The organism is Thermococcus camini, assembly GCF_904067545.1.
In the GTDB taxonomy this organism is placed as follows: Archaea; Methanobacteriota_B; Thermococci; order Thermococcales; family Thermococcaceae; genus Thermococcus; species Thermococcus camini.
The window spans coordinates 70523-90337 of record NZ_LR881183.1 but is presented as its reverse complement, the minus strand read 5'-3'; the positions used below and the strand labels follow the sequence as shown (position 1 = coordinate 90337).

The following is a 19815-nucleotide window of genomic DNA, read 5'->3' as shown; positions in this document are numbered from 1 at the left end:
CACCTCACATCTTGGCGGAAGCACCGACCTTGACACGCGGGTCGAGGAATCCGTAGATCATGTCCGCGATGACGACTCCCGCAAGGTAGAGCACCGTGAAGAAGTACGTCAGACCTATGAGGAGGTTGGTCTCGTTCTGCTGGAGGGCGACCCAGTAAAGCCTGCCCATTCCCGGGTAGTTGAAGACGAGCTCACTGATGATGGCACCGCCGAGGGAGCCAAGGAGGGCAAAGATGATCATGGTGACTATCGGCGGCGCTGCCGCGCGGAGGGCATGACCGTAGATGATCTTGTGCTCGGGGACACCCTTGGCCCTCGCCGCCATGATGAAGTCCTCCTGGAGGGTGCCTATCATGATGTTCCTGGTCGTCCAGGCCCAGCCACCGAAGGCGACGAAGACATAGGTGAGTACCGGGAGGGTAAGCTTGTAGAGAACATCCTTAACGTGCGCCCAGCCGGTGAGCTGCGGGTCAAACATCGAGCTGAGCGGGAACCAGCCGAGCTTGAAGGCGAAGATCAGGAGGAACATCATTCCGGTCCACCACATCGGCAGACTGTAGGTGAGCAGCGCGAAGATGGAGAGACCCCTGTCGAAGACGCTGCCGGCGTGCCTGGCGGCCCTGACTCCAAGGAAGATACCCAGAATGATGACTATTATCGTCGCGGTCGTGAAGAGCAGGATGCTCCTCGGAACGGCAACCTTGATGATGTCCGAGACGTTGTTGGTTCCGAAGATGGGCGTGGTGGTGGTTCCGAAATCAAGCTTCAGCGTGCGTACGGCTTTATTGTAAACCTTATGCCAGTACGGTAGGTTGAGTTCGTACTTCTCCCTCAGGAACTGCTCATGCTCGGCTTTCGCCTTCTCATAGGCGTCCTGACCCTGGGTTCTCAGGATATTCTGACCTGTGGTCCTGTCCCATTGCATCATCTCATCGTTCATCTTTGCCAGGTTGCTCTGTTCCGCGACCTTCACGAAGAGGGCCGCGATGATAAACGTCACAATCAGCAGAACGAGGATAGCGTTCAGAATCCTAAACACCAGATATTTTAGATACCCCATTTTTTCACCCCCACGTAGGTTGCTCGTGTTTAATGTATCTTTTTCAACATTGTAAAACTGGCTTTATATATCTTACTGCATTAATGTACACATTTTTCGAGAACGTCCACAAGAGAGCATTCCGATGAAAAAGTCACCACATGAGAACATAGAGGTCTTTATGGATAGAAAAATTCAAACAAAAAGGAAAGAAAACATGCCCCTTCACTTCTTCTTGGTGAAGTACCAGGCGGCCGCGGCGATGATGATTATCACCAGGCCGACGACAACGTAGGTGGTGGTGTTGCCTCCACCGCCACCAGTGGTGGTCGTGGTGGTCGGAGCGGTAGTAGTCGGACCGGTCTCGGTGGTGGTCGTGGTGCTGGTTATGTCGTCCCAGGTGAGGCCGGAGATCTTGAGGATGACCTTGGCGAGGTCATCGACGTGCTGCTTGGTGAGGAGGTCGAGCTGGAGGAGTCCCTCACCGCTGCTGCTGAAGGAGTACTTGCTGCTGGCGTCGTAGGCGTCGCCGTTGGCGACGAGCTCACCCATGGCCCAGTACATCTCCCACGGCATGCTCGGGTAGATGACGTAGTTGCCCGCGGTAATGTCGTCCGCGAACGGGTGGACGTAGTTACCGTAAACCACGTAACCGTTGTCGTTGAACTGGAAGCCGAGGTAGGTCTGGTAGGTGGCGGCAGTGTCACTGAGGGAGCTGTCGTAATACGGGTCGTCCGGAGTGTCCTTGTAAGCCCAGGTGTAGATGAAAGCTATGAAGTACTTGATGTCGTCAACGGTCATCTTCACGCCGTTCTGCCACTCACCCATGTCACAGGTGACGGTGACCTTAACCTTGGCCTTCTCGCCAGCGTGGGCGGCAATCCAGCCCTGGGTCTGGTTGTAGACGACCGCATCGTCCGGAACGGTGAACTCACCCTTCTCAAGGGTCCACTTGCACCTGTACGGGACGTAGAGACCGTCGAAGTTGATGGTTCCACCGGTGTCATGGATGAGGTTCCAGAGCCTGGTGCTGTAAACGTCGGTGATACCTCCAACCGGGTTGATAGCGCTCATGAAGAGGGCACCGGTTGAGGCGAACTGGGCGACCTTGAGGTGCTTGTCCGGGGTCTTGGCGCTCATTATGCTCCACCTGCTGGCGATACCAACGCTGTCATCACTAATGATGTCGGTGACCCTCTGCTTGTTGGTTGGATAGAACTCCCAGTTCTCAACGAGGAAGATCCTGACACTGTCCATGATACCAATGGTAATGCCGATCTTCTGGAGGTCCCAGTACTGGTCGGCGTTGTTGAGGACTATGGTGGTGTTGGTGGTCGGGTCGGTGTACTGGGTCATGAGCAGGAGGTAACCGATCTCCTTGGTGGTCCACTTGAGTATCGGGCCGAGGCTCTCCTCGCTGGTGTAGTACTTGGTCTGGAGCTTCTGGAGACCAGCGGTAACGCTGCCGTCGCCTATGAACTTGAGGGCGTCCTCAACGGTGACGTCCGGCTGGTGCCTGGGGTCCTGGAAGTTCGGGTAGTAGCCGAGCGGTGAGTACCAGTAGTAAATCTGCCAGTCAGGGTACATGCTTCCAAGACCACCAGCACCCCAACCACCAGTGTAGAGATTCCACTCGTAATTGCTAATCGGCTTCCTGAAAACAATCTCACTCGCCTTCTGCCTGTCAAGAAGCATCCTATCAACCTTGAAACCAACCTTCTTCTCGAGAAGGTCGGAGATGTAAAGGCCTATGTCCTTCCTCTCGTCCTCAGTACGGATAACGAACTTAACCTCAACCGGCTGACCGTCAAAGTACCAGAAACCATCGTCCCTCTTCTCAAGGGTGTGGCCGGCGGCAGCAACCTGCTGGGCAGCCTTCTGCATGGCGTCGCTTATCATCTTGAGGGCGAGGTCCTCGTTGCCGTCGGCGGTGAGGTGAAGGGCGTCGTAGACTGGGCCAAAGTACTTGGCGGCGGGGTCGCTCGGGGTGATGCCGCTGAGGGCGGCGGCACCGCTACCCTGGTAGATGTTCTGGATGATGTAGTTCCTGCTGATGAGCCAGTTCATGGCGAACCTAACTTCCCTGATGGCGAACGGGTTGAAGTAAACGTTGTCACCGACGGTGACGATCGGAAGGTCCTGATCCGGGTCCTTGTACGGGTTGATGCTCAGCTCGACGGAGGAGCTGGCGCTCTTGTAGAGGTTGAGGTTGGCGAGAACGTCGCTTCCGAGGCCCTGGTACTTGTTGGCGCCGAAGGCGAAGAGTCCAATGTCGAACTCACCCTTGGCGACCTGGAGGATTATGGTCTCCTCGTTCTGGACACCCTGGTACTCGATAACATCGGCATAACCATCCTTCGGGAGCTTGGGATCATCGTTGAAGATGTTCCTCTTACCATTGAACTTCTCAAGCTTGAGGTAGAGGTTCTCCGGGGAGTACATGTCAAGAATGTACGGACCGTTGCTGATAACGAAGTGGCCGTACTTGAGGTACCACTGGAGGTCGGCCTTGAACCTGTCCTTTGCCTCCTGGCTGTCCAGCGGTATGTCCTTCGGCGTGTAGTCCGCCGCACTGACGGAGTGGACGGCAAACAAACTAAACAACATCAAGCCCATAACAAACAATCCCAAAGCCTTCTTCATACTCCACTGCCTCCTTCACTTTTTGGCAATGTTGCCATATGTGGTGTATAATGGCATGGAGATATACATTGGAAGCCTATTTAAGGGTTACGTTCTTGTAAAAGTAACGTCAATGAAAACAAGGGGACATACGGCTAATCGTCTTCAATAAAGCTATCATATGGTCCCAGGCCAATTGTGCCACCGCACGCCAGCCTATTGCCACCAAAAAATAGTAAACCCAATAAAATTTCCAAAAAAGAGCACACAAACGTGGGGAAAGTCCAAAAAATCGTTAGCGGACTTTTTGATGGACTCCCTCTCATCGAGCGAAGCAAAAAACTTAAAATGGCAACGTATCCACCCCCAAGCGGGCACTATGTACGACCTGGTTCTGAAAGGGAAGCTCCTGACGGGTGAGAAACTGATAGGAGGAAGCATAGGGGTTTCTGACGGCAAGATTCTGCGCGTCTCAAAGGGCGAGCTGAGGGGAGAAGAAACCATTCAAATTGGTCGTGGAAAGGCCATACTCCCGGGCTTGATAGACGTACACGTCCATCTAAGGGATTTTGACCAGAGAAAAAAAGAGACCGTTGAAACCGGCACGATGGCAGCCCTACACGGGGGAATAACCACGGTCTTCGACATGCCCAACACCCAGCCGCCCATTTTGAACGCTGAGACGTTTGAACGGAGGAAAGCGCTGTTTGAAGGGAGAGCCTACGCCGACTACGCCCTGAGCTTTCTGATAAGAAACAACTGCGGGGATGCGGTGAAGGCCGGTGCGGACTTCTACAAAATCTTCATGGGGGCCTCAACGGGAGGAGTTTTTTCGGAGGATTTTAAAGGGGATTACTCCTGCACCCCCGGAATCGTAAGCGTCCACGCGGAGGACGCCGAAATTATCGCCCAAAATCCCGAAAGACCACCGGAAGCCGAAATCAGGGCAATAAACAGGGCATTGAACGCGGCGGAAAAGCTGGGGAAGCCCCTCAACATCTGCCATGTATCGACTGCCGATGGAATTTGGGCGATACTGGGGAGAAACCTTCCGTGGGTAAGCTTCGAGGTTACACCCCACCATCTTTTCCTGACGAAGAAGAACTACGAGAGGAACTCGCTCCTCAAGGTCTATCCCCCGCTGAGGGACGAAGAAGACCGGAGGGCACTCTGGAGGAACTTTTCCCGCATTCCACTCATAGCCAGCGACCACGCACCTCACACGCTTGAAGATAAGGAATCAGGGGCAGCAGGGATACCAGGACTGGAAACTGAGGTGGCACTTCTCCTCGACGCGGTGAACAGGGGGATGCTTGAGCTTTCCGACATCGTGGAGAAGATGCATGATAATCCTATTAGGATATTTGAAATAACGAACAAGGGGTTCGAGGTGGGAAAGGACGCGGACTTCACCGTGGTGGACCTCAAGAGGGAGTGGAAGGTTAAGCCGGAGGAGTTCTACACGAAGGCAAAATGGAGCCCCTGGGATGGCAGAAGACTGAGGGGAAAGGTGGTGATGACGATTCTTCGCGGAAAAGTCGTCATGGAGGAAGATGAAATCGTGGGAAAGCCGGAGGGGGTCAGGATAAATGCTGGAAAGGGTAGCGCTTAGGGAAGTTTGGGAGGTATCAAAGGACGTCAAGGCCTTCCGCTTCGATAAGAAGCTCGAATTCAATGCCGGACAGTTCATAATGGCATGGCTTCCGGGGGTTGGTGAGAAACCCTTCAGCCTGGCCTGGGGGGATTTGATAGTCGTCAAGAGGGTCGGCCCCTTCACCTCAAGGCTCTTCGAGCTGGCTGAGGGCGACTACCTCTGGATCCGCGGGCCGTACGGCAGGGGCTTCGAGCCGAAGGGGAAACGAGCGGTCCTCATCGGCGGCGGCATAGGGATTCCCCCGCTCTATGCCTTCGCGAGGCAGAACAGTGGGAGGTTCGAGGGGGTAACCCTAATCTACGGCGCCCGCTCGAAGGAAGAGCTGGCCCTGATGGACATTGAAGAATACGTGAACGAGGTGGTAATCACCACCGACGACGGCTCGGCCGGGAGGAAAGGCTTTCCAACCGATGTGCTGGCGGAGAGAAAGAACGAGTTCGACCAGGCCTACACCTGCGGCCCGGAGCCTATGCTGAAAGCGGTACTCAGAGTCATGAATTACGAAAACGTCCAGATATCGGCTGAGCGCTACATGAAGTGCGGAATCGGCGTCTGCGGCTCCTGCAACCTCGGGAAGTATCTCGTCTGCAGGGACGGGCCCGTTTTCGATGGTTTCCAGCTGAAGGGACTGCTCTGACCAATCACCTTTTTAAACCCCTTTTCTCTGCCTCCCCCGGTGAGAGAATGAAACGGATGAGCTGGGAGGAGTTCGCAAGGAGCATGGGTGTGGAGCCCCATATTCTTGAGAACGAGGAGGCGAGGCTGTTAAAGAAGTTCGTGATGGATTTGAAGTTCCCCACCCACTGTCAGGGCTGTCAGGGGCTCGATTTGAGCAACCCAAATCCCGTTCACCACCCGAGCTACGAGCTAACCCCAGCCTGCAACCACGACTGCATATTCTGCTACTCAAACGTTGCAGTAAAGCTCGGAAAGGCCCCAAAGCCCGGCTACTACGGCTGGGAGAGGCCATACGCCATAACCGTTTCACAGTACGGCGAGCCGCTCATAAGCCCGCGCATAGTTGAAGTAAACAGGATGCTCCGCGAGAGGTTTCCGGAGGCGAGGCTCGACCTGCAGACCAACGGCTCGCTTTTGACGGAGGAACTCTGGGAGAAGCTCGACTTCGACCTCGTGATGATAAGCCTCGACGCGGCAAGCAGGGAGAAGCACCTCAAAATCACCAACGCCGACACCTTCGATGCCGTCGTGAACGCCCTTAGAATAGTCGGCTCAGATAAAAGCGTCCGCTCGGTTGTAAGGACTATATTCATGCCCGGCATCAATGATGAGGAGGTACCGAGGATAGCCGAGTTGGCGGCTTCCCTCGGGATTGACGAGATGATGCTCCAGCCACTGACGATTCACGAGCTGAACGTTGAGAGGCTTAAGAAAGCCGGGCTGGATTTTGACAGGGCCGAGAGCATAAGGGAGTATCTGAAGGTGGCGATGGAGGCGAAGAAATACATAGATGTCCGCATAAGCGGCTGCCAGCTCGCAATCTACAGGACGATGGACCCGCTGACGCTCTTCAGCGCGAGGCGCGTTGCCAGGGACGTCGCACCGGCGATGAAGAGGGAGAGAGCCTAACCCCAATCACCATTTTTTACATCAAAATGTCCGAACACACCCAAATTTTTCAGTTTATTCACAGATGGAAAGCTTTTTAAGTGGGGAGAGTACTTTACCACGGTGCTCCAGGAATGAGATTCATTGGTAAAGTCCTGGAGAACGTAACACTGCTAATAATTGTTCTCATCATCACGGGCGTTCTAATCGCCCAGGCCGAGCACAAGATAAACTCGATCGAGATGAAGGAGCTCGGCGTTCCTGTGGAAGGGAAGATGGGGATAAGAGAAAGCCTGGAAAAAACCTACGAGTACGCCAACTTTTCGTTCGCCATCTTCAGCAGAAAGAACGGGACGGTCATCATCGTGAAGCAGGGTGACATGGAGGCCAGGCTATACAACCCCAGCCCCAGGGAGAGTTTCGAGGAGGCCTTCATGACGACGCCGGAAAAGGCTATCCTGACGACCTTCACCGTTCTCCTCCTGACTATGACCCTGGTGTTCCTGCTGGGCCTCTACTGGGGCTTGAAGGCTGGCTATCAGGGAGGCCAGTGGGACAAAGTTCTTTCCACCCTAGCACCGATATTCTCCGCAATTCCCGGCTGGTTCTGGGCAATATTTCTCCTGTGGACGCTCTGGTGGCGGCTGGATCTTTCCACGATAGACTACACGAGCTACATCGCCCGTGCCAAGGCTACCGGGGAAGTTAGCGTTTTTACCTATTTGAACGCCCTTCTCCTCCCGGTCCTGACGCTGACCTTCGCCAACGTCGTCATATACGCTTTCAACGTGAGAACCCTGGTGAGGAGGGAAACCCACGAGGAGCACTTCTTCGCGGACGTGCTCAAAGGCCTTCCCGACAAAAGGATAATGAAAAAGCTCCTCAGAACAGTCCTTCCATCTTTCCTAACCTTTACAAGCTACAACTTCCTCAGCCTCCTGATAAACGCGATGGCCGTCGAAAAGCTCTTCAACGTCAACGGCATAGGCTACGTTTTCGCCCGCTCCGCGGGAAAGAACTACTACCCATCACCCGGCGGCGAGATAACACAGACGTTCACCTTCAACGGCAGGTACATATTCTTCGTCGCCCTTGTCATGGTCCTGCTATACTTCATCAACTCGACGGTCATGGAGGCCCTCTACCTGAAGCTCGACCCCAGGGTGAGGCGGAATGTTTGAGAGAAACATCTCGACCCCGGCAGCAGTGGCGATAATCGTCTCCTTCCTCATCGTCTCCATCATCGGCCCCCTCACCCTGAACCGCGAGGACGTTGAGAACTGGGATAACCTGAGCTACTGGCGTCTTAACCCGACAGGCGTTCCCCCGGAATGGTACGGCGAGCTTGCAGGATTGCCGAGGACGGAGTGGCTCCAGGGGGAGCGTCAGGCTGGAGAGTTCGTCTTCACGTACGACTTCCACTACTCCTCAGCCCCATCAGACATCGTCCTTATCCCCAACTCCACTGGCGTCATGAGGGTAACCGTAATCGGACCAGACGGGCGGGAATACGTCCTCTGGGACGGCTACGTTTTCGGTGAGATACAATTCTCCAAGAACCCCAGCGTGTTCGTCAGAATAGCAGAGGAGAAGTGCAACGTAATGCCCGACGGCGGGAACCTGCTGTTCCACGACGCCTTTAACATAATATTCTCTAAGCCCACCGATGACTGCCTGGACCACCCGGAATTCCTGAAGGGAGAGTACAGGATAGTGATCGAAGGCCCGGAGAAAGAGCCGAAGATAAGGGTGCTCGGAAAGAGCTACGGTCTCCTGGGGACCGACACCGTCGGAAGAGACGTCTGGACGGGGTTCATATGGGGAATGAGAGAAACCATAACCATAGCTATCCTCGGCTCCCTCGCAACGGTTGGCCTAGCCCTGATTCTAGGAACGCTGAGCGTCCTCTCCAGCTGGGTGGGTAAGATAGCGGATTTCACCTCACGGCTCGTGACGGTAACCCCGGTTCTTCCGGTGGCGGTGTCCGCGGTGGTCCTGGTGGCGGCGATAGACAAGAACTACGTCATCAAAGCCAGCCCCCTAGCAATAGCCCTTATCGTAGGAGTTCTCATGATGGGGAACGTCTCGCGGAACGTCCGCTCGATGGTCGAGGAGGAGCTCAGAAAGGAGTACGTCGAATCGGCCAAAGCCTTGGGCGGTAGTTCCCTCTGGATTCTCCGGAAGCACGTCTCAAGGGTTCTGGTGCCCTACGCCATCTACCAGTTCGCCCTGGCCGTCCCCGGGACGATAGCATTTATAACCCTCCTGGGCTTCTTCAACATCGTGCCGGGCTTCAACTGGGGCACCATAATGAGCCAGACGATAAGGGAGGGAGCAACCTACAGGCTGGCGTGGTGGCAGGTGGTTCCGGTGGGCGTTTCCATAGGCCTTCTGGCGCTCTCCTTCGTGTCGCTGAGCAGGAAGATAGAGGAAGAGTTCCTGAAGCGCTGAGAGGAAGCGTTAAATAAGTGCTGAGCAAAATAAAACCAGAGGGACAGGGGGGATACCCCGTGCTGCGGGAGCTCTTTGCATTTCTCTTCCTGACGGCGTTTCTCTTCATCAACCTGTCCATGATGCTGATGAGGGCCTTTGGAAGCCTGACCGGAATGGCCTGGAGGAAGGTTTTCCGCCTCGAGGTTCCAGAGAACGAGAAGAAGGGCATCGAGAGGATTTACACGCTCGTCTGGATGGCTGTGGGAGCCTGGGCGTTCTGGAAGCTCTGGGGAACCAGCTGGAGCGCGGCACTCTTTGCCTTCCTCGCCTTCAGGAGCGGGGCAAACATCACGAGAACCCTCGTCTACGGCCTCCACGACCAGAGAATCATAGAGGAGTACACCGAGGACAGCACGGTTCTGGGAATAATCGGAATGGCGACCAAGCTGTCAATACTGCTCGAAACTATCTTCGTCGTCGCTTTTGCACTGGCGTACAAGGCGTTCTCGGTAACCCTCAGCCCCAACGGAATGAGCGCTAACACCTTCATTCTCTCCCTCTGGCTGGCGGGTCTAGCGTTTGGCCTGCTCTTTGGCTGGTTCATAGCCAGGAACAACCGTGGAATACTTCTGAGGAACGCCATAGCTACGGTGGGCTTTTTCGTCACCCGGAAGGGCAAGAAGAAGACAGACGAGACCGTGAAGAAGGCGAAGGAAACCACGAGGAAGCTCAAGTCCAAGGTGCCAAAACTGCCCAGATAAAGCTTTTAAGAGCTTTCCATTCCTTCCAATCATGCTCAAGTGCTCAATCTGCATTCACGACGAGAGGACGGCAAAGATAGACGTCATCGACGGGAAGCCCGTGTGCAGGGAGTGCCAGGTCTACATGAAGCACCCGGTAGACGCGGAGAAAATAAGGAGGGAACTCGAGGAGCTTATGAGGAACGTGGACCGGGCCATAGTAGCGTACTCCGGGGGAAAGGACAGCGTTGTTGCTCTCTACCTGGCGAAGGAGGTTTATAAGATTCCCAGCCTGGAGGCGGTCATGATAGACCACGGTCTCATGGCCGAGGAGGCCATAGAAAACGCCGCGAGGATCGCCGAGGCCCTCGGGGTTCCCTTTAAGATTCTCCGCTACGACTACTCCGACATCTTCCGCGAGGCCCTTTTGAAGGCCGAATCCCCCTGCAGACGCTGCTCCAGGAGAACGATGGAGAAGCTGAGGAAGTACGCCCTCAAAAACGGCTATAAGTACATCATCACCGGCCACGAGCTTCCCTTCGGCCACCATCCGTACAGGCTCATGAGCGGCGGGGTGACCCAGATAAGGCTCCTGTCCATGATGACCGAGAGGGAGAGGCTCGAAATTCTGAGAAAGCTCCCCTTCGAGTTTCCTGAGTTGCCTGGCTACACCACCAACTGCCTCGTCCTTGGTCCGGCCCTGGAGCGCTACTGGGAGGTTCACGGCCACAGCTTCGAGCACCGCAGAATAGCCGCCCTGGTTCGCTACGGCCTTATGGACCGGGAGAAGGCTGAGAGGGAGGTCTCAAAGCCAACGGTACTCGAGGAACAGAAAAGGCTCGTATACCGGAAACTGGGACTTGATACGCTCTTCCCGGAGTGATGGTTTAATTTCCCGGGAACCGTTGATTTATATTTCCTTCTTCTACCGGACGAAAATTACTCAAGTCCATAAATGTTTTAAATAGTACACCGACGTCAATCCAGGTGGGAACATGGCTAAAGCCGGAGCCGTTGCCAGGATAATCACGAGGAATCTTTTAATCCTGTTCCTCGCCCTTCTCGTGGTCGGAACCATTATAGCGGGTGGAGAACTGCGGATTGAAAGGAACGACCTCGGAAAGGTCTACAAGTTCTACCCGAAAAACGAGAGTAGCCTGCCCGACACTATAAGCAGCTACTTCTCCGCCACATGGAAGTTCCTGAGGGACCCGCCGGAGGTGAGGGGGGAGAGCTTGGATACCTTCGTCGTCAAGAGCTTCGCCCTCCTCGTGCTGACCGAGGTCTTTCTCCTTGCGATAGGGCTTTTCCTGGGGCTGAGGGCAGGCTACTACCGGGGGTGGGCGGATAAAGCCGTCTCAATCCTGGCCCCAACCTTCTCGGCCATGCCCTCCTGGTTCATAGGCGTGGTGTTCCTGTTCCTCTTCTACTGGAAGCTCTCCCTGTTCCCCATCAACTTCGAGGGCACCATCAACTGGGCGGAGGTGCATGGAACCCTATCCACGAGCACCTACCTCAGGGCCCTGGCCCTTCCGGTGCTCACGCTGGTGTTCTCGAGCCTGTGGGAGTACGCGTTCAACGTCAGGAACATGATAGTGAACGAACGCAACAATTCCTACGTGCTCTACGACGTCGCGAGGGGACTGCCGGAGGGGAGGATAATGCACAAACTCCTCAAGACGGCGCTCCCGGCGTTCCTAACCTTCACGACGTACAACTTCCTGGAGATACTGACAGGAATGATGCTCATCGAGGTTATATTCAACATACACGGCCTCGGCTATCTGATGGCGATTTCATTCGGGCTGACCCGCATTGGGGACGGGTTCGGTTTTGCCTACGCACCGGAACTCCTGTTCTTTGCGACGGCGGTTATGATGCTGTTCTACTTCATCAACGCCGTAGTCATGGAGGGCCTGTACCTCTACCTGGACCCGCGCTCGGGAGGGGAGATGCAATGAGAACCAACAAGCTCAGACTGGGAGTGGCTATCATAGTGATATACACCATCGCAGCGTTCCTAGCGCCTTACTTCGTGAACGAGGAGAAGATAGAGAACTGGTACAACGGCCTCTACTGGAAGGACAACCCTAAGCTCGTCCCGCCATCCTGGGTGAACCTCTTCGGAAAGAGCCTGCCTCCAACGGAGGAACTGGCCCCTGTAAAGAGTCAGCCGGGCCTTCAGGTCTTTGAGTACGACTTCAGGTACTCAAAGCCACCCCAGGACATAATAGTGAAGTTCAACAGAACCGAGGGAAGGCCCGTGACGGTAACGGTGACGACGCCCTCAGGGGAGAGCTACCAGTTCTACAGGGGGGCCTCCGATGAAGTCTCCCTCGCCTATCAGTGGCAGGTGCTGATGGAGATAGCTGAAGAGGGGGGAATGGAGTTCAGAATGGAGGACACGGCCTTTAGAATGGGACTCAAACCATTGTTCTTCGTGAACCGGAGCGGTGAAGTGGTTCCGGAGCACGGGGTTTACACGATAACCGTGAAAGGAGCGGCCAACTCAACGGTCAAAATAGTAGGCGCCACCTACGGTATCCTGGGAACCGACACCTACGGCAGGGACGTCGGTGCGGCGTTCCTCTGGGGTGCGAGGCAGACGGTGGTGCTTGTATACCTCACGGCCGTCGTGGCGGTCGTCCTGGGAACGCTCGCCGGCCTCGCCGCCTCACTGAGGGGAAAAGCCGGAACGGCCGTGGATTCCATATCGAAGCTCTCCACAATAATCCCCGTCATACCCTTCATGATAGCCCTCATACCCCTGACCGGGAGCGTGTCCTACAACGCCAGGATAACGATACCCATGTGGGCCTTCGTGCCGGCGCTGGCGTTTCTGCTCTTCGGGAAGATAGCTAGGAACGTGGGGGCGATAGTCAGGACCGAGCTCAACAAGGAGTACGTGGCCGCGGCCGAAAGTTTGGGCGCCGACAGGAAGTGGATACTCCTGAGGCACATACTGAAGATAGTCGGGCCGTACTCAATCTACCAGCTGTCGCTCTTTGCACCGAAGGTCATCGCGCTGATATCGATACTGGGCTTCTTCAGGGTCGCGCCTGGGTTCAACTGGGGAACGATGCTGGGAATGGTGCTGGGCCAGAACGCGATATACAGCATGGCATGGTGGATGATAGTGCCCATCGGTCTCGCCCTTGTGGTCTTCGCCCTCGCCTTCGTCCTGATAAACCGCGAGCTGGAGGAGAGGTTCCTGTCGAGGGGATAAAAGGAAACGTTAGGTCGAAAGCTTCCCCCTCAATTTTTCAAGGGCCAGCTCCAGAACCTCCTCCGGCGATGCTGCAAAGCCGCCTCCCCTTGCGAGCACTTCACTGCCACCTCCGCCGCCACCGGCCTCTGACAGAACCTCCCTGAGCAGCTCCTTCATCGAGATTCCCTCAACGCTCTCGTTCTTGGCAAATATCACGTAGTTCTCCCCGGCCACCAGGGCCACCGTGTTCGGGTTCTTGTCCACTAAGTAAACTACAAAGGCCTGGGCGTCCTTCATCGGTGCCTCTTCAATGTACGAGACGACTTTGATTCCGTTGATCTCCCTGGCCTCTTCCAGAAGTGCCTTAGCCTTCCACCTCCAGAGCTCCCTTCTGAGGTCGTCCTTTTCCTCCTCCAGGCGCTTTACCTCTGCCTTAAGCTCCCTCACCCGCTCGGCCAGGGGGCGGTTCTTGTTGGGCATCTCGTCCAGGGATCTCCAGTAGTCGCTCAGGAGTTCATCGAGGTACCCCAGCGCCCTGCCGCCGCAGACGAACTCTATCCTCCAGAGCTTCCTGCTCTTGCGGTAGAACCTGACGACCTTTATGATGCCCACCTCGCCGGTGTTCCGCACGTGGGTTCCGCCGCAGGGTATTACATCGACACCAGGGATCGAGACTATCCTTATGGGCGGCTTCACCTTATCAGACAGCTCCTTCCGAAGTTGCTTCCGGAGCTCTTCGGGGAGCTTCCGGTAAACCTCGACCTGAACCGGGAAGTTGCGCCATGCTACCTCGTTCGCCCTCCTCTCGGCTTCGAGAATCATCTCCCAAGTGAGCTCGCCGGGATAGTCAATCTCTATCTTGTTGTGGGTCCCGAATATCTGGAAGCCGGTCGTGTTGGCGTCGTAGAGTTCCTTGAGAACCGCGGAGAGTATGTGCTGTCCCGTGTGCTGGCGCATGTTCTCGTAACGCCAATCCCAATCGAGGAGCAGCCTCACGGATTCCCCGGGTTCGGGAAGGCGGCCTTCAAGCTTCCCCTCATGCCATACCTCCTCCTTGCCACTGACGCCCTCCACGAGAATCCTGAAGCCCTCGCCCACTATCGTTCCCCTGTCCGAGGGCTGGCCGCCGCCCTCGGGGTAGAATATCGTCCTGTCAAGGAGAATCCGGACCCTTCCCCTCTCAACTTCAACGTTCCTGATTACCGCCTCGGCCTCCCTGAGGTAAGCGTCGGCATAGAACAGCTTCTCAGTCATGTCATCACCGGAGAGAAAAGGGGAACTGGAAATAAAAGGTTGTTGCCTCAGGAGCCCTCGGCCTGGGTTCTGGCCTCGATGAGGGCCTTGACCCTCTTGAGCCTGAAGAAGTTCTCGCGCTCCATCTCGTCGAGGCGCTGCTTGATGAACTTCACCGTGGCCTCCATGCGCGGGATTATGATGTACTCAAGGGCATTGACGCGCCTCTTTGTGACCTCGATCTCCTTCGCGAGCCTCTTAAGGGTCTCCTCCACCTCGGCCAGGCGGACGGCCAGGTCAAGAACCTCCTCGAACTTCCCGGCGGCGAGGTCGACCTTGGCCGAGCTGGAAACGAAGGCGTAGCCTCTCTCGTCCGCGCTCCTCCTGAAGGACTCCGACTCGATGAGCGGAACCGGAACACCCATCACGTTCCTCCGCTTTATCTCGACCTCCCTGTTGGGCTCGACGCTGAGGCTTATCTCCTTGAGACGAAGCATTCCCACGTCTATCTCCGCCGCCTGAAGGGCTCTGAAAGCCTCGTCCATTTTCCTCCCAAGCTCCTCCCTGAGCTGGAGCGCCTCATCGTATATTGTGAAGAACTCCATGATGAGCGCATCCTGCTTGTCCTTGAGGAGCTTGTGACCCTTCTTGGCTAGCTTAATGCGCCTCTTGAGGTTCAGGAGCTCCATACGGGTGGGCTTGACGTTGAGCAGCTCTGCCATCTCGACCACCTAAAGATTGAGGGGAGGTCAGCCCTCCCTCTTCCTGTACTTGGGGTGGTACTTGAGGATGTACTCCTTCCTGACACGCTTGAGCTCGCTCTCCGGAAGCTCGGCAAGGAGCTCCCAGCCGAGGTCGAGGGTCTCCTCGATGCTCCTGTCCTCGTCGTAGCGCTGGGCGACGAACTCCTTCTCGAAGCGCTCGGCGAACTTGAGGTACTTCCTGTCGGTCTCGCTCAGAGCTTCTTCACCAACGACGGCGACGAGGTCCCTGAGCGACCTTCCTTCGGCGTAGGCCGCGTAGAGCTGCTGGCTGAGCTGCGGGTGATCGTCACGGGTCATGCCCTTACCGATACCGTCCTTCATCAGACGGCTGAGTGACGGAAGGACATCAATGGGCGGGTAGATACCCTTCCTGTGGAGGTCCCTGCTGAGGACTATCTGTCCCTCGGTGATGTAGCCGGTCAGATCCGGAATCGGGTGGGTTATGTCGTCGTCGGGCATCGTCAGGATGGGCACCTGGGTGATGGAACCCTTCCTGCCCCTGACGCGACCGGCGCGCTCGTAGATGGTAGCTAAGTCGGTGTACATGTAACCCGGATAACCGCGCCTGCCCGGAACCTCTTCTCTCGCCGCGGAAATCTCACGCAGGGCCTCGGCGTAGTTGGTCATGTCCGTGAGGATAACGAGCACCTGCATGTCGTAGTCGAAAGCGAGGTACTCAGCAACCGTCAGGGCCATACGCGGGGTGATGATGCGCTCGATGGCCGGGTCGTCGGCGAGGTTAAGGAACAGGACCGCCCTCTCGATAGCACCGGTCTCCTCGAAGCTCTTCTTGAAGAAGTTGGCTTCTTCGTAGGTGATACCCATGGCCGCGAAGACGACGGCGAACTGCTCCTCCTCACCAAGGACCTTCGCCTGCCTGGCTATCTGGGCCGCGAGCATGTTGTGCGGAAGACCGGAACCGCTGAAGATTGGTAACTTTTGACCGCGGATGAGGGTGTTCATTCCGTCTATGGCGGAGACACCTGTCTGGATGAAGTCCCTCGGGTAGGCACGGGCGACGGGGTTGAGGGGAGCACCGTGGACGTCGCGCCTGTCCTCAGGGATGATCTCCGGTCCGCCGTCGATCGGCTTTCCGATACCGTTGAAGACCCTTCCGAGCATGTCCATGCTGACCGGGACCTTGAGAGTCTCTCCGGTGAAGCGGACGCGGGTCGTTTTGACGTCGAGGTCTCTCGTTCCCTCGAAGACCTGGACGATGGCAAGGTTCTCCCTTGCCTCGAGGACCTGACCCTTCCTCTTCTCACCCCTCTCGGTTTCTATCTCAACGACCTCACCGTAGGCGACGCCCTTGACACCCTGGACTATCATGAGCGGCCCGTAAATCTTGCTAACGGTTGAGTACTCCATTCCCGGCATCGACATCACGCCCCGTACCTCTTGAAGAGCTCCTCAAACTGAGCGTTTGTCTCATCCATGAGAGCCCTGACCTTCTCAAGGTCGGGCTCGTACTTCATACGTCCTATCTTCTCCCTGACCGGGAGCTTGGCTATCTCGTCAACCGGAACGCCCCTGTCCACGGCCTCCATGGTCTTGTCATAGAAGTTGAGGATAACCCTCATCATGGTGACCTGCTTCTTCGGCGGGCAGTAGGTGTCAACCTCGTCGAAGGCGTCCTGCTGGAGGTAGTCCTCACGTATCATCCTGGTGACGATGAGCACCGCCTTCTCCCTGTCCGGGAGGGCGTCCGGACCAACGATCCTGACGATCTCCTGGAGCTCGGCCTCCTTCTGAAGGAGCTCCATGGCCCTGTCGCGCATGGCCTTCCATTCCGGATCAACGTTCTGGTGCCACCAGTCCTTGATGGAGTCCACGTAGAGCGAGTAGCTCCTGAGCCAGTTGATGGCCGGGAAGTGCCTCCTGCGAGCAAGGTCTGCATCGAGCGCCCAGAAGACCTTGACGACTCTCAAAGTGTTCTGGACGACCGGCTCGCTGAAGTCTCCACCGGGCGGCGAAACGGCACCTATGACCGAAACGCTTCCTACCCTCTCCTCGCTTCCAAGGGTCACGACACGACCGGCACGCTCGTAGAACTCTGCTATCTTGCTCGCGAGGTAAGCTGGATAACCCTCCTCACCGGGCATCTCCTCGAGACGGCCCGAAATCTCACGCAGAGCCTCCGCCCATCTGCTCGTGGAGTCGGCCATGAGAGCGACGTCGTAGCCCATGTCCCTGAAGTACTCGGCGATGGTGATTCCGGTGTAGATTGAAGCCTCCCTGGCCGCGACCGGCATGTTCGAGGTGTTGGCTATGAGAACGGTCCTCTCCATGAGCGGCTTTCCAGTCTTCGGGTCCTTGAGCTTCGGGAACTCCTCAAGCACATCCGTCATCTCGTTTCCGCGCTCACCGCAGCCTATGTAAACAACGATCTGAGCGTCACTCCACTTGGCGAGCTGGTGCTGGGTAACGGTCTTTCCACTTCCGAACGGGCCAGGAATGGCGGCGGTTCCACCCTTGGCCTGGCTGAAGAAGGTGTCTATGGTCCTCTGTCCCGTGATAAGCGGAACCTCCGGCGGGAGCTTGTTCTTGTAGGGCCTCTTAACACGGACGGGCCACTTGTGGTACATCTTGAGCTCCTCGATGCTCCCGTCCGGCTTCTTGACCTTGGCTATGACCTCCTCGACGGTGTAGTCGCCCTCCTCGGCTATCTCGACTATCTCTCCCTCAACCCACGGGGGAACGAGGATCTTGTGCTCGATGATGCTCGTCTCGGGAACGACACCGAGCACGTCGCCGCCAACAACCCTGTCGCCGACCTTGACCCTGGGCGTGAAGTGCCACTTCTTGTCCCTCGGAAGGGCCGGGGCGGTGAGACCTCTGGCTATGAAGTCTCCGCTGAGGTCCCTGAGGGCATCAAGCGGTCTCTGAATTCCATCGTACATGGCGGTGAGCAGTCCGGGACCGAGCTCAACGCTCAGGGAGGCACCGGTTCCCTCGACCGGCTCACCCGGTCTTATACCTGCGGTCTCCTCGTAGACCTGGATAACAGCCCTGTCACCCTCAAGGCGGATGATTTCTCCTATGAGACCCATTTCGCCGACGCGAACGACCTCGTACATCTTGGAACCCTTCATATCGTCGGCGACGACCAGGGGACCCGTAACACGAATTATCCTTCCCATTTCCTTTCACCTCTTCAGCTCAACACCAATTGCCCTCCTAACTATCTCCTTAATCGCCTCTTCGCCGAACCTAGAGCCGGACTTGTCCGGCACCTGAAGGATGATCGGAAGCGTAACCTCGGGTATCTCAACCCTCTGGGCGAACCTCTCCGTTATGAGTATTATTCCCACGTCGCCCCTCTCGATAAGCTCCCTGAGCTTGTTCCTGAGCCTCTCCAGCTCGAGAGGCGTGTCCTCAAAGGAATAAACCTCATGGGCGCCGGCGAGTTTGAACCCCAGCGCCGTGTCCCTGTCCCCGAGCACGGCTATCTTCATGCGGCATCACCCGCCATCTCCTTTATCCTCTCTGGCTCGAGGCCGTCGCTGATGAGCTTGGCTATGGCCCTGAGTCTCCTGACCTCGCGCTCCTTCTGGAGGACGTAGCCGAGCGGCGCGGCCACGCTGAGCGGGTAGAACCTGTTGAGCTCGTTCACGCGAGTGAGGATATGCCTCTCAAGGGCCCTCTCGAGGATGCTCAGGTCCCTCTCGACCTCCTCCCTGACGTCCCTGATGACCGGGCCGTACTTGGTGGAGTCAAGCTCGGCCAGCGCCATGCCCAGGTCGTCCACGTGCAGGAGTGGGTCGAGCCTGACGCTTCCGCCGGGTATGAGCATGGGCCTGATATCCTCTGCAGACATTCCAGCGGCCTTGGCCCTGAGGACGGTGAGGATGTTCAGTTTGTCTATCTTCAGCCTGACGAACTCTTCAAGGATGACGCGTTCATCCTCCTTCCTGGAGAGGGCATAGCTGAGCAGCTTGCCGTAGTGCATCCTGTAGAGCTCGGTCTCAAACTCCCTGGGGGTTATCTCCCCGAGGATGAGCTTCTGGTAGGGCTCCTCGTATGGGGTGCCCTCGAGCACGACGAGTATCTCCTCCATGGTCTTGGCCCCTGCAATGGCCTTGATCTTCGGGAGCATGGTTCCGATTTCGACGACGTAATCACTGGCCGGTTCGCCCGCGAGCTTGGCCTTGACGACGCTCGCCACGTTCCTGACGTCCCACTCCTCAAGCATGAGCCTGAAGAAGGGGGCGGACCTCTTCGGGAGGATTTTAATCATCAGCTCATAGGTTCCGGCCAGGGCTCTCTCCAGGGCCCTCTCTATGGACTCAACGTCGTAGCTGGAGAGATCGGAGAAGTAATCCCTGTAGTCGGTGTCCTCAAGACCGACGACGAAGTTCTGGAGCGTCCTGCTCTCGGCAAGCTCGTTGAACCTCTGCTCGGTGAGGAGCTTCGCCTCCATCGCCCTTATCCTGGCGTTCGGATAGGAGTAGGGCGTGTATTTCCAGATTATCCTGGCCGTTTTGTACCCCACCCACGTGAACACCACTGCAAGGGTAGTGTCCAGTATTCCGCTCACCGCTCCTGGTTCCATCGCC

The 19815-nt window shown here is 56.6% G+C and carries 17 protein-coding genes; 9 read left to right on the top strand and 8 right to left on the bottom strand.

The window, feature by feature from the left end; genetic code table 11:
- Nucleotides 1-4: 4 nt before the first annotated feature.
- Both TIRI35C_RS00445 and TIRI35C_RS00440 read right to left on the bottom strand, forming a co-directional pair.
- Nucleotides 5-1060, bottom strand: a complete 1056-nt coding sequence (locus tag TIRI35C_RS00445) for an ABC transporter permease (protein WP_188201333.1) — start codon at nt 1058-1060, stop codon at nt 5-7.
- A 204-nt stretch (nt 1061-1264) separates the two neighbouring features.
- Nucleotides 1265-3646 (bottom strand): ABC transporter substrate-binding protein, encoded by a 2382-nt coding sequence (locus TIRI35C_RS00440; protein WP_246454625.1) that lies wholly within the window; start codon nt 3644-3646, stop codon nt 1265-1267.
- A gap of 394 nt (nt 3647-4040) precedes the next feature.
- Here TIRI35C_RS00440 and TIRI35C_RS00435 point away from each other — a divergent pair, with 394 nt between their 5' ends.
- From TIRI35C_RS00435 to TIRI35C_RS00395, 9 genes are all read left to right on the top strand, one after another.
- Nucleotides 4041-5273, top strand: coding sequence for a dihydroorotase (locus TIRI35C_RS00435; protein WP_188201331.1), 1233 nt, complete (start codon nt 4041-4043; stop codon nt 5271-5273).
- Nucleotides 5251-5952, top strand: a complete 702-nt coding sequence (locus TIRI35C_RS00430) for a dihydroorotate dehydrogenase electron transfer subunit (protein ID WP_188201330.1) — start codon at nt 5251-5253, stop codon at nt 5950-5952. Before TIRI35C_RS00435 ends, TIRI35C_RS00430 begins: the two co-directional genes overlap by 23 nt.
- Nucleotides 5953-5999: 47 nt before the next feature.
- The gene (locus TIRI35C_RS00425) at nt 6000-6902 is read left to right on the top strand and encodes a radical SAM protein (RefSeq protein WP_188201329.1); all 903 of its coding nucleotides are present in this window, start codon (nt 6000-6002) and stop codon (nt 6900-6902) included.
- 113 nt (nt 6903-7015) lie between these two features.
- On the top strand, nt 7016-8062 hold the full coding sequence (locus tag TIRI35C_RS00420) for an ABC transporter permease subunit (protein ID WP_188201328.1): 1047 nt from the start codon (nt 7016-7018) through the stop codon (nt 8060-8062).
- The gene (locus TIRI35C_RS00415) at nt 8055-9332 is read left to right on the top strand and encodes an ABC transporter permease (RefSeq protein WP_188201327.1); all 1278 of its coding nucleotides are present in this window, start codon (nt 8055-8057) and stop codon (nt 9330-9332) included. Before TIRI35C_RS00420 ends, TIRI35C_RS00415 begins: the two co-directional genes overlap by 8 nt.
- A 17-nt stretch (nt 9333-9349) precedes the next feature.
- Nucleotides 9350-10075, top strand: coding sequence for a hypothetical protein (locus tag TIRI35C_RS00410; protein WP_246454624.1), 726 nt, complete (start codon nt 9350-9352; stop codon nt 10073-10075).
- 31 nt (nt 10076-10106) lie between these two features.
- Complete coding sequence (locus TIRI35C_RS00405; RefSeq protein ID WP_188201326.1) at nt 10107-10937, top strand: Dph6-related ATP pyrophosphatase; 831 nt, start codon at nt 10107-10109, stop codon at nt 10935-10937.
- 112 nt (nt 10938-11049) lie between these two features.
- A complete protein-coding gene (locus TIRI35C_RS00400; RefSeq protein ID WP_188201325.1) occupies nt 11050-12015 on the top strand; it encodes an ABC transporter permease subunit in 966 nt (321 codons plus the stop codon).
- Complete coding sequence (locus tag TIRI35C_RS00395) at nt 12012-13280, top strand: ABC transporter permease (protein WP_188201324.1); 1269 nt, start codon at nt 12012-12014, stop codon at nt 13278-13280. Before TIRI35C_RS00400 ends, TIRI35C_RS00395 begins: the two co-directional genes overlap by 4 nt.
- Before the next feature lie 9 nt (nt 13281-13289).
- On the opposite strand, the gene TIRI35C_RS00390 is transcribed toward TIRI35C_RS00395, so the two are convergent.
- From TIRI35C_RS00390 to TIRI35C_RS00365, 6 genes are read right to left on the bottom strand one after another with little or no spacing between them, the layout of a single operon-like run.
- Nucleotides 13290-14516 carry an alanyl-tRNA editing protein gene (locus TIRI35C_RS00390; RefSeq protein ID WP_188201323.1) on the bottom strand — a complete coding sequence of 409 codons (1227 nt, stop codon included), beginning with the start codon at nt 14514-14516 and terminating at the stop codon, nt 13290-13292.
- A 47-nt stretch (nt 14517-14563) separates the two neighbouring features.
- Nucleotides 14564-15217 (bottom strand): V-type ATP synthase subunit D, encoded by a 654-nt coding sequence (locus tag TIRI35C_RS00385; RefSeq protein WP_188201322.1) that lies wholly within the window; start codon nt 15215-15217, stop codon nt 14564-14566.
- A 27-nt stretch (nt 15218-15244) separates the two neighbouring features.
- Nucleotides 15245-16636, bottom strand: coding sequence for an ATP synthase subunit B (locus TIRI35C_RS00380; protein WP_188202885.1), 1392 nt, complete (start codon nt 16634-16636; stop codon nt 15245-15247).
- 5 nt (nt 16637-16641) lie between these two features.
- Nucleotides 16642-18399 carry an ATP synthase subunit A gene (locus TIRI35C_RS00375; protein WP_188201321.1) on the bottom strand — a complete coding sequence of 586 codons (1758 nt, stop codon included), beginning with the start codon at nt 18397-18399 and terminating at the stop codon, nt 16642-16644.
- Between the two features lie 6 nt (nt 18400-18405).
- Nucleotides 18406-18714: a V-type ATP synthase subunit F gene (locus TIRI35C_RS00370; RefSeq protein ID WP_139679916.1), complete on the bottom strand. Its 309-nt coding sequence runs from the start codon at nt 18712-18714 to the stop codon at nt 18406-18408.
- Nucleotides 18711-19811 carry a V-type ATP synthase subunit C gene (locus tag TIRI35C_RS00365; protein WP_188201320.1) on the bottom strand — a complete coding sequence of 367 codons (1101 nt, stop codon included), beginning with the start codon at nt 19809-19811 and terminating at the stop codon, nt 18711-18713. Before TIRI35C_RS00365 ends, TIRI35C_RS00370 begins: the two co-directional genes overlap by 4 nt.
- Nucleotides 19812-19815: the final 4 nt, after the last annotated feature.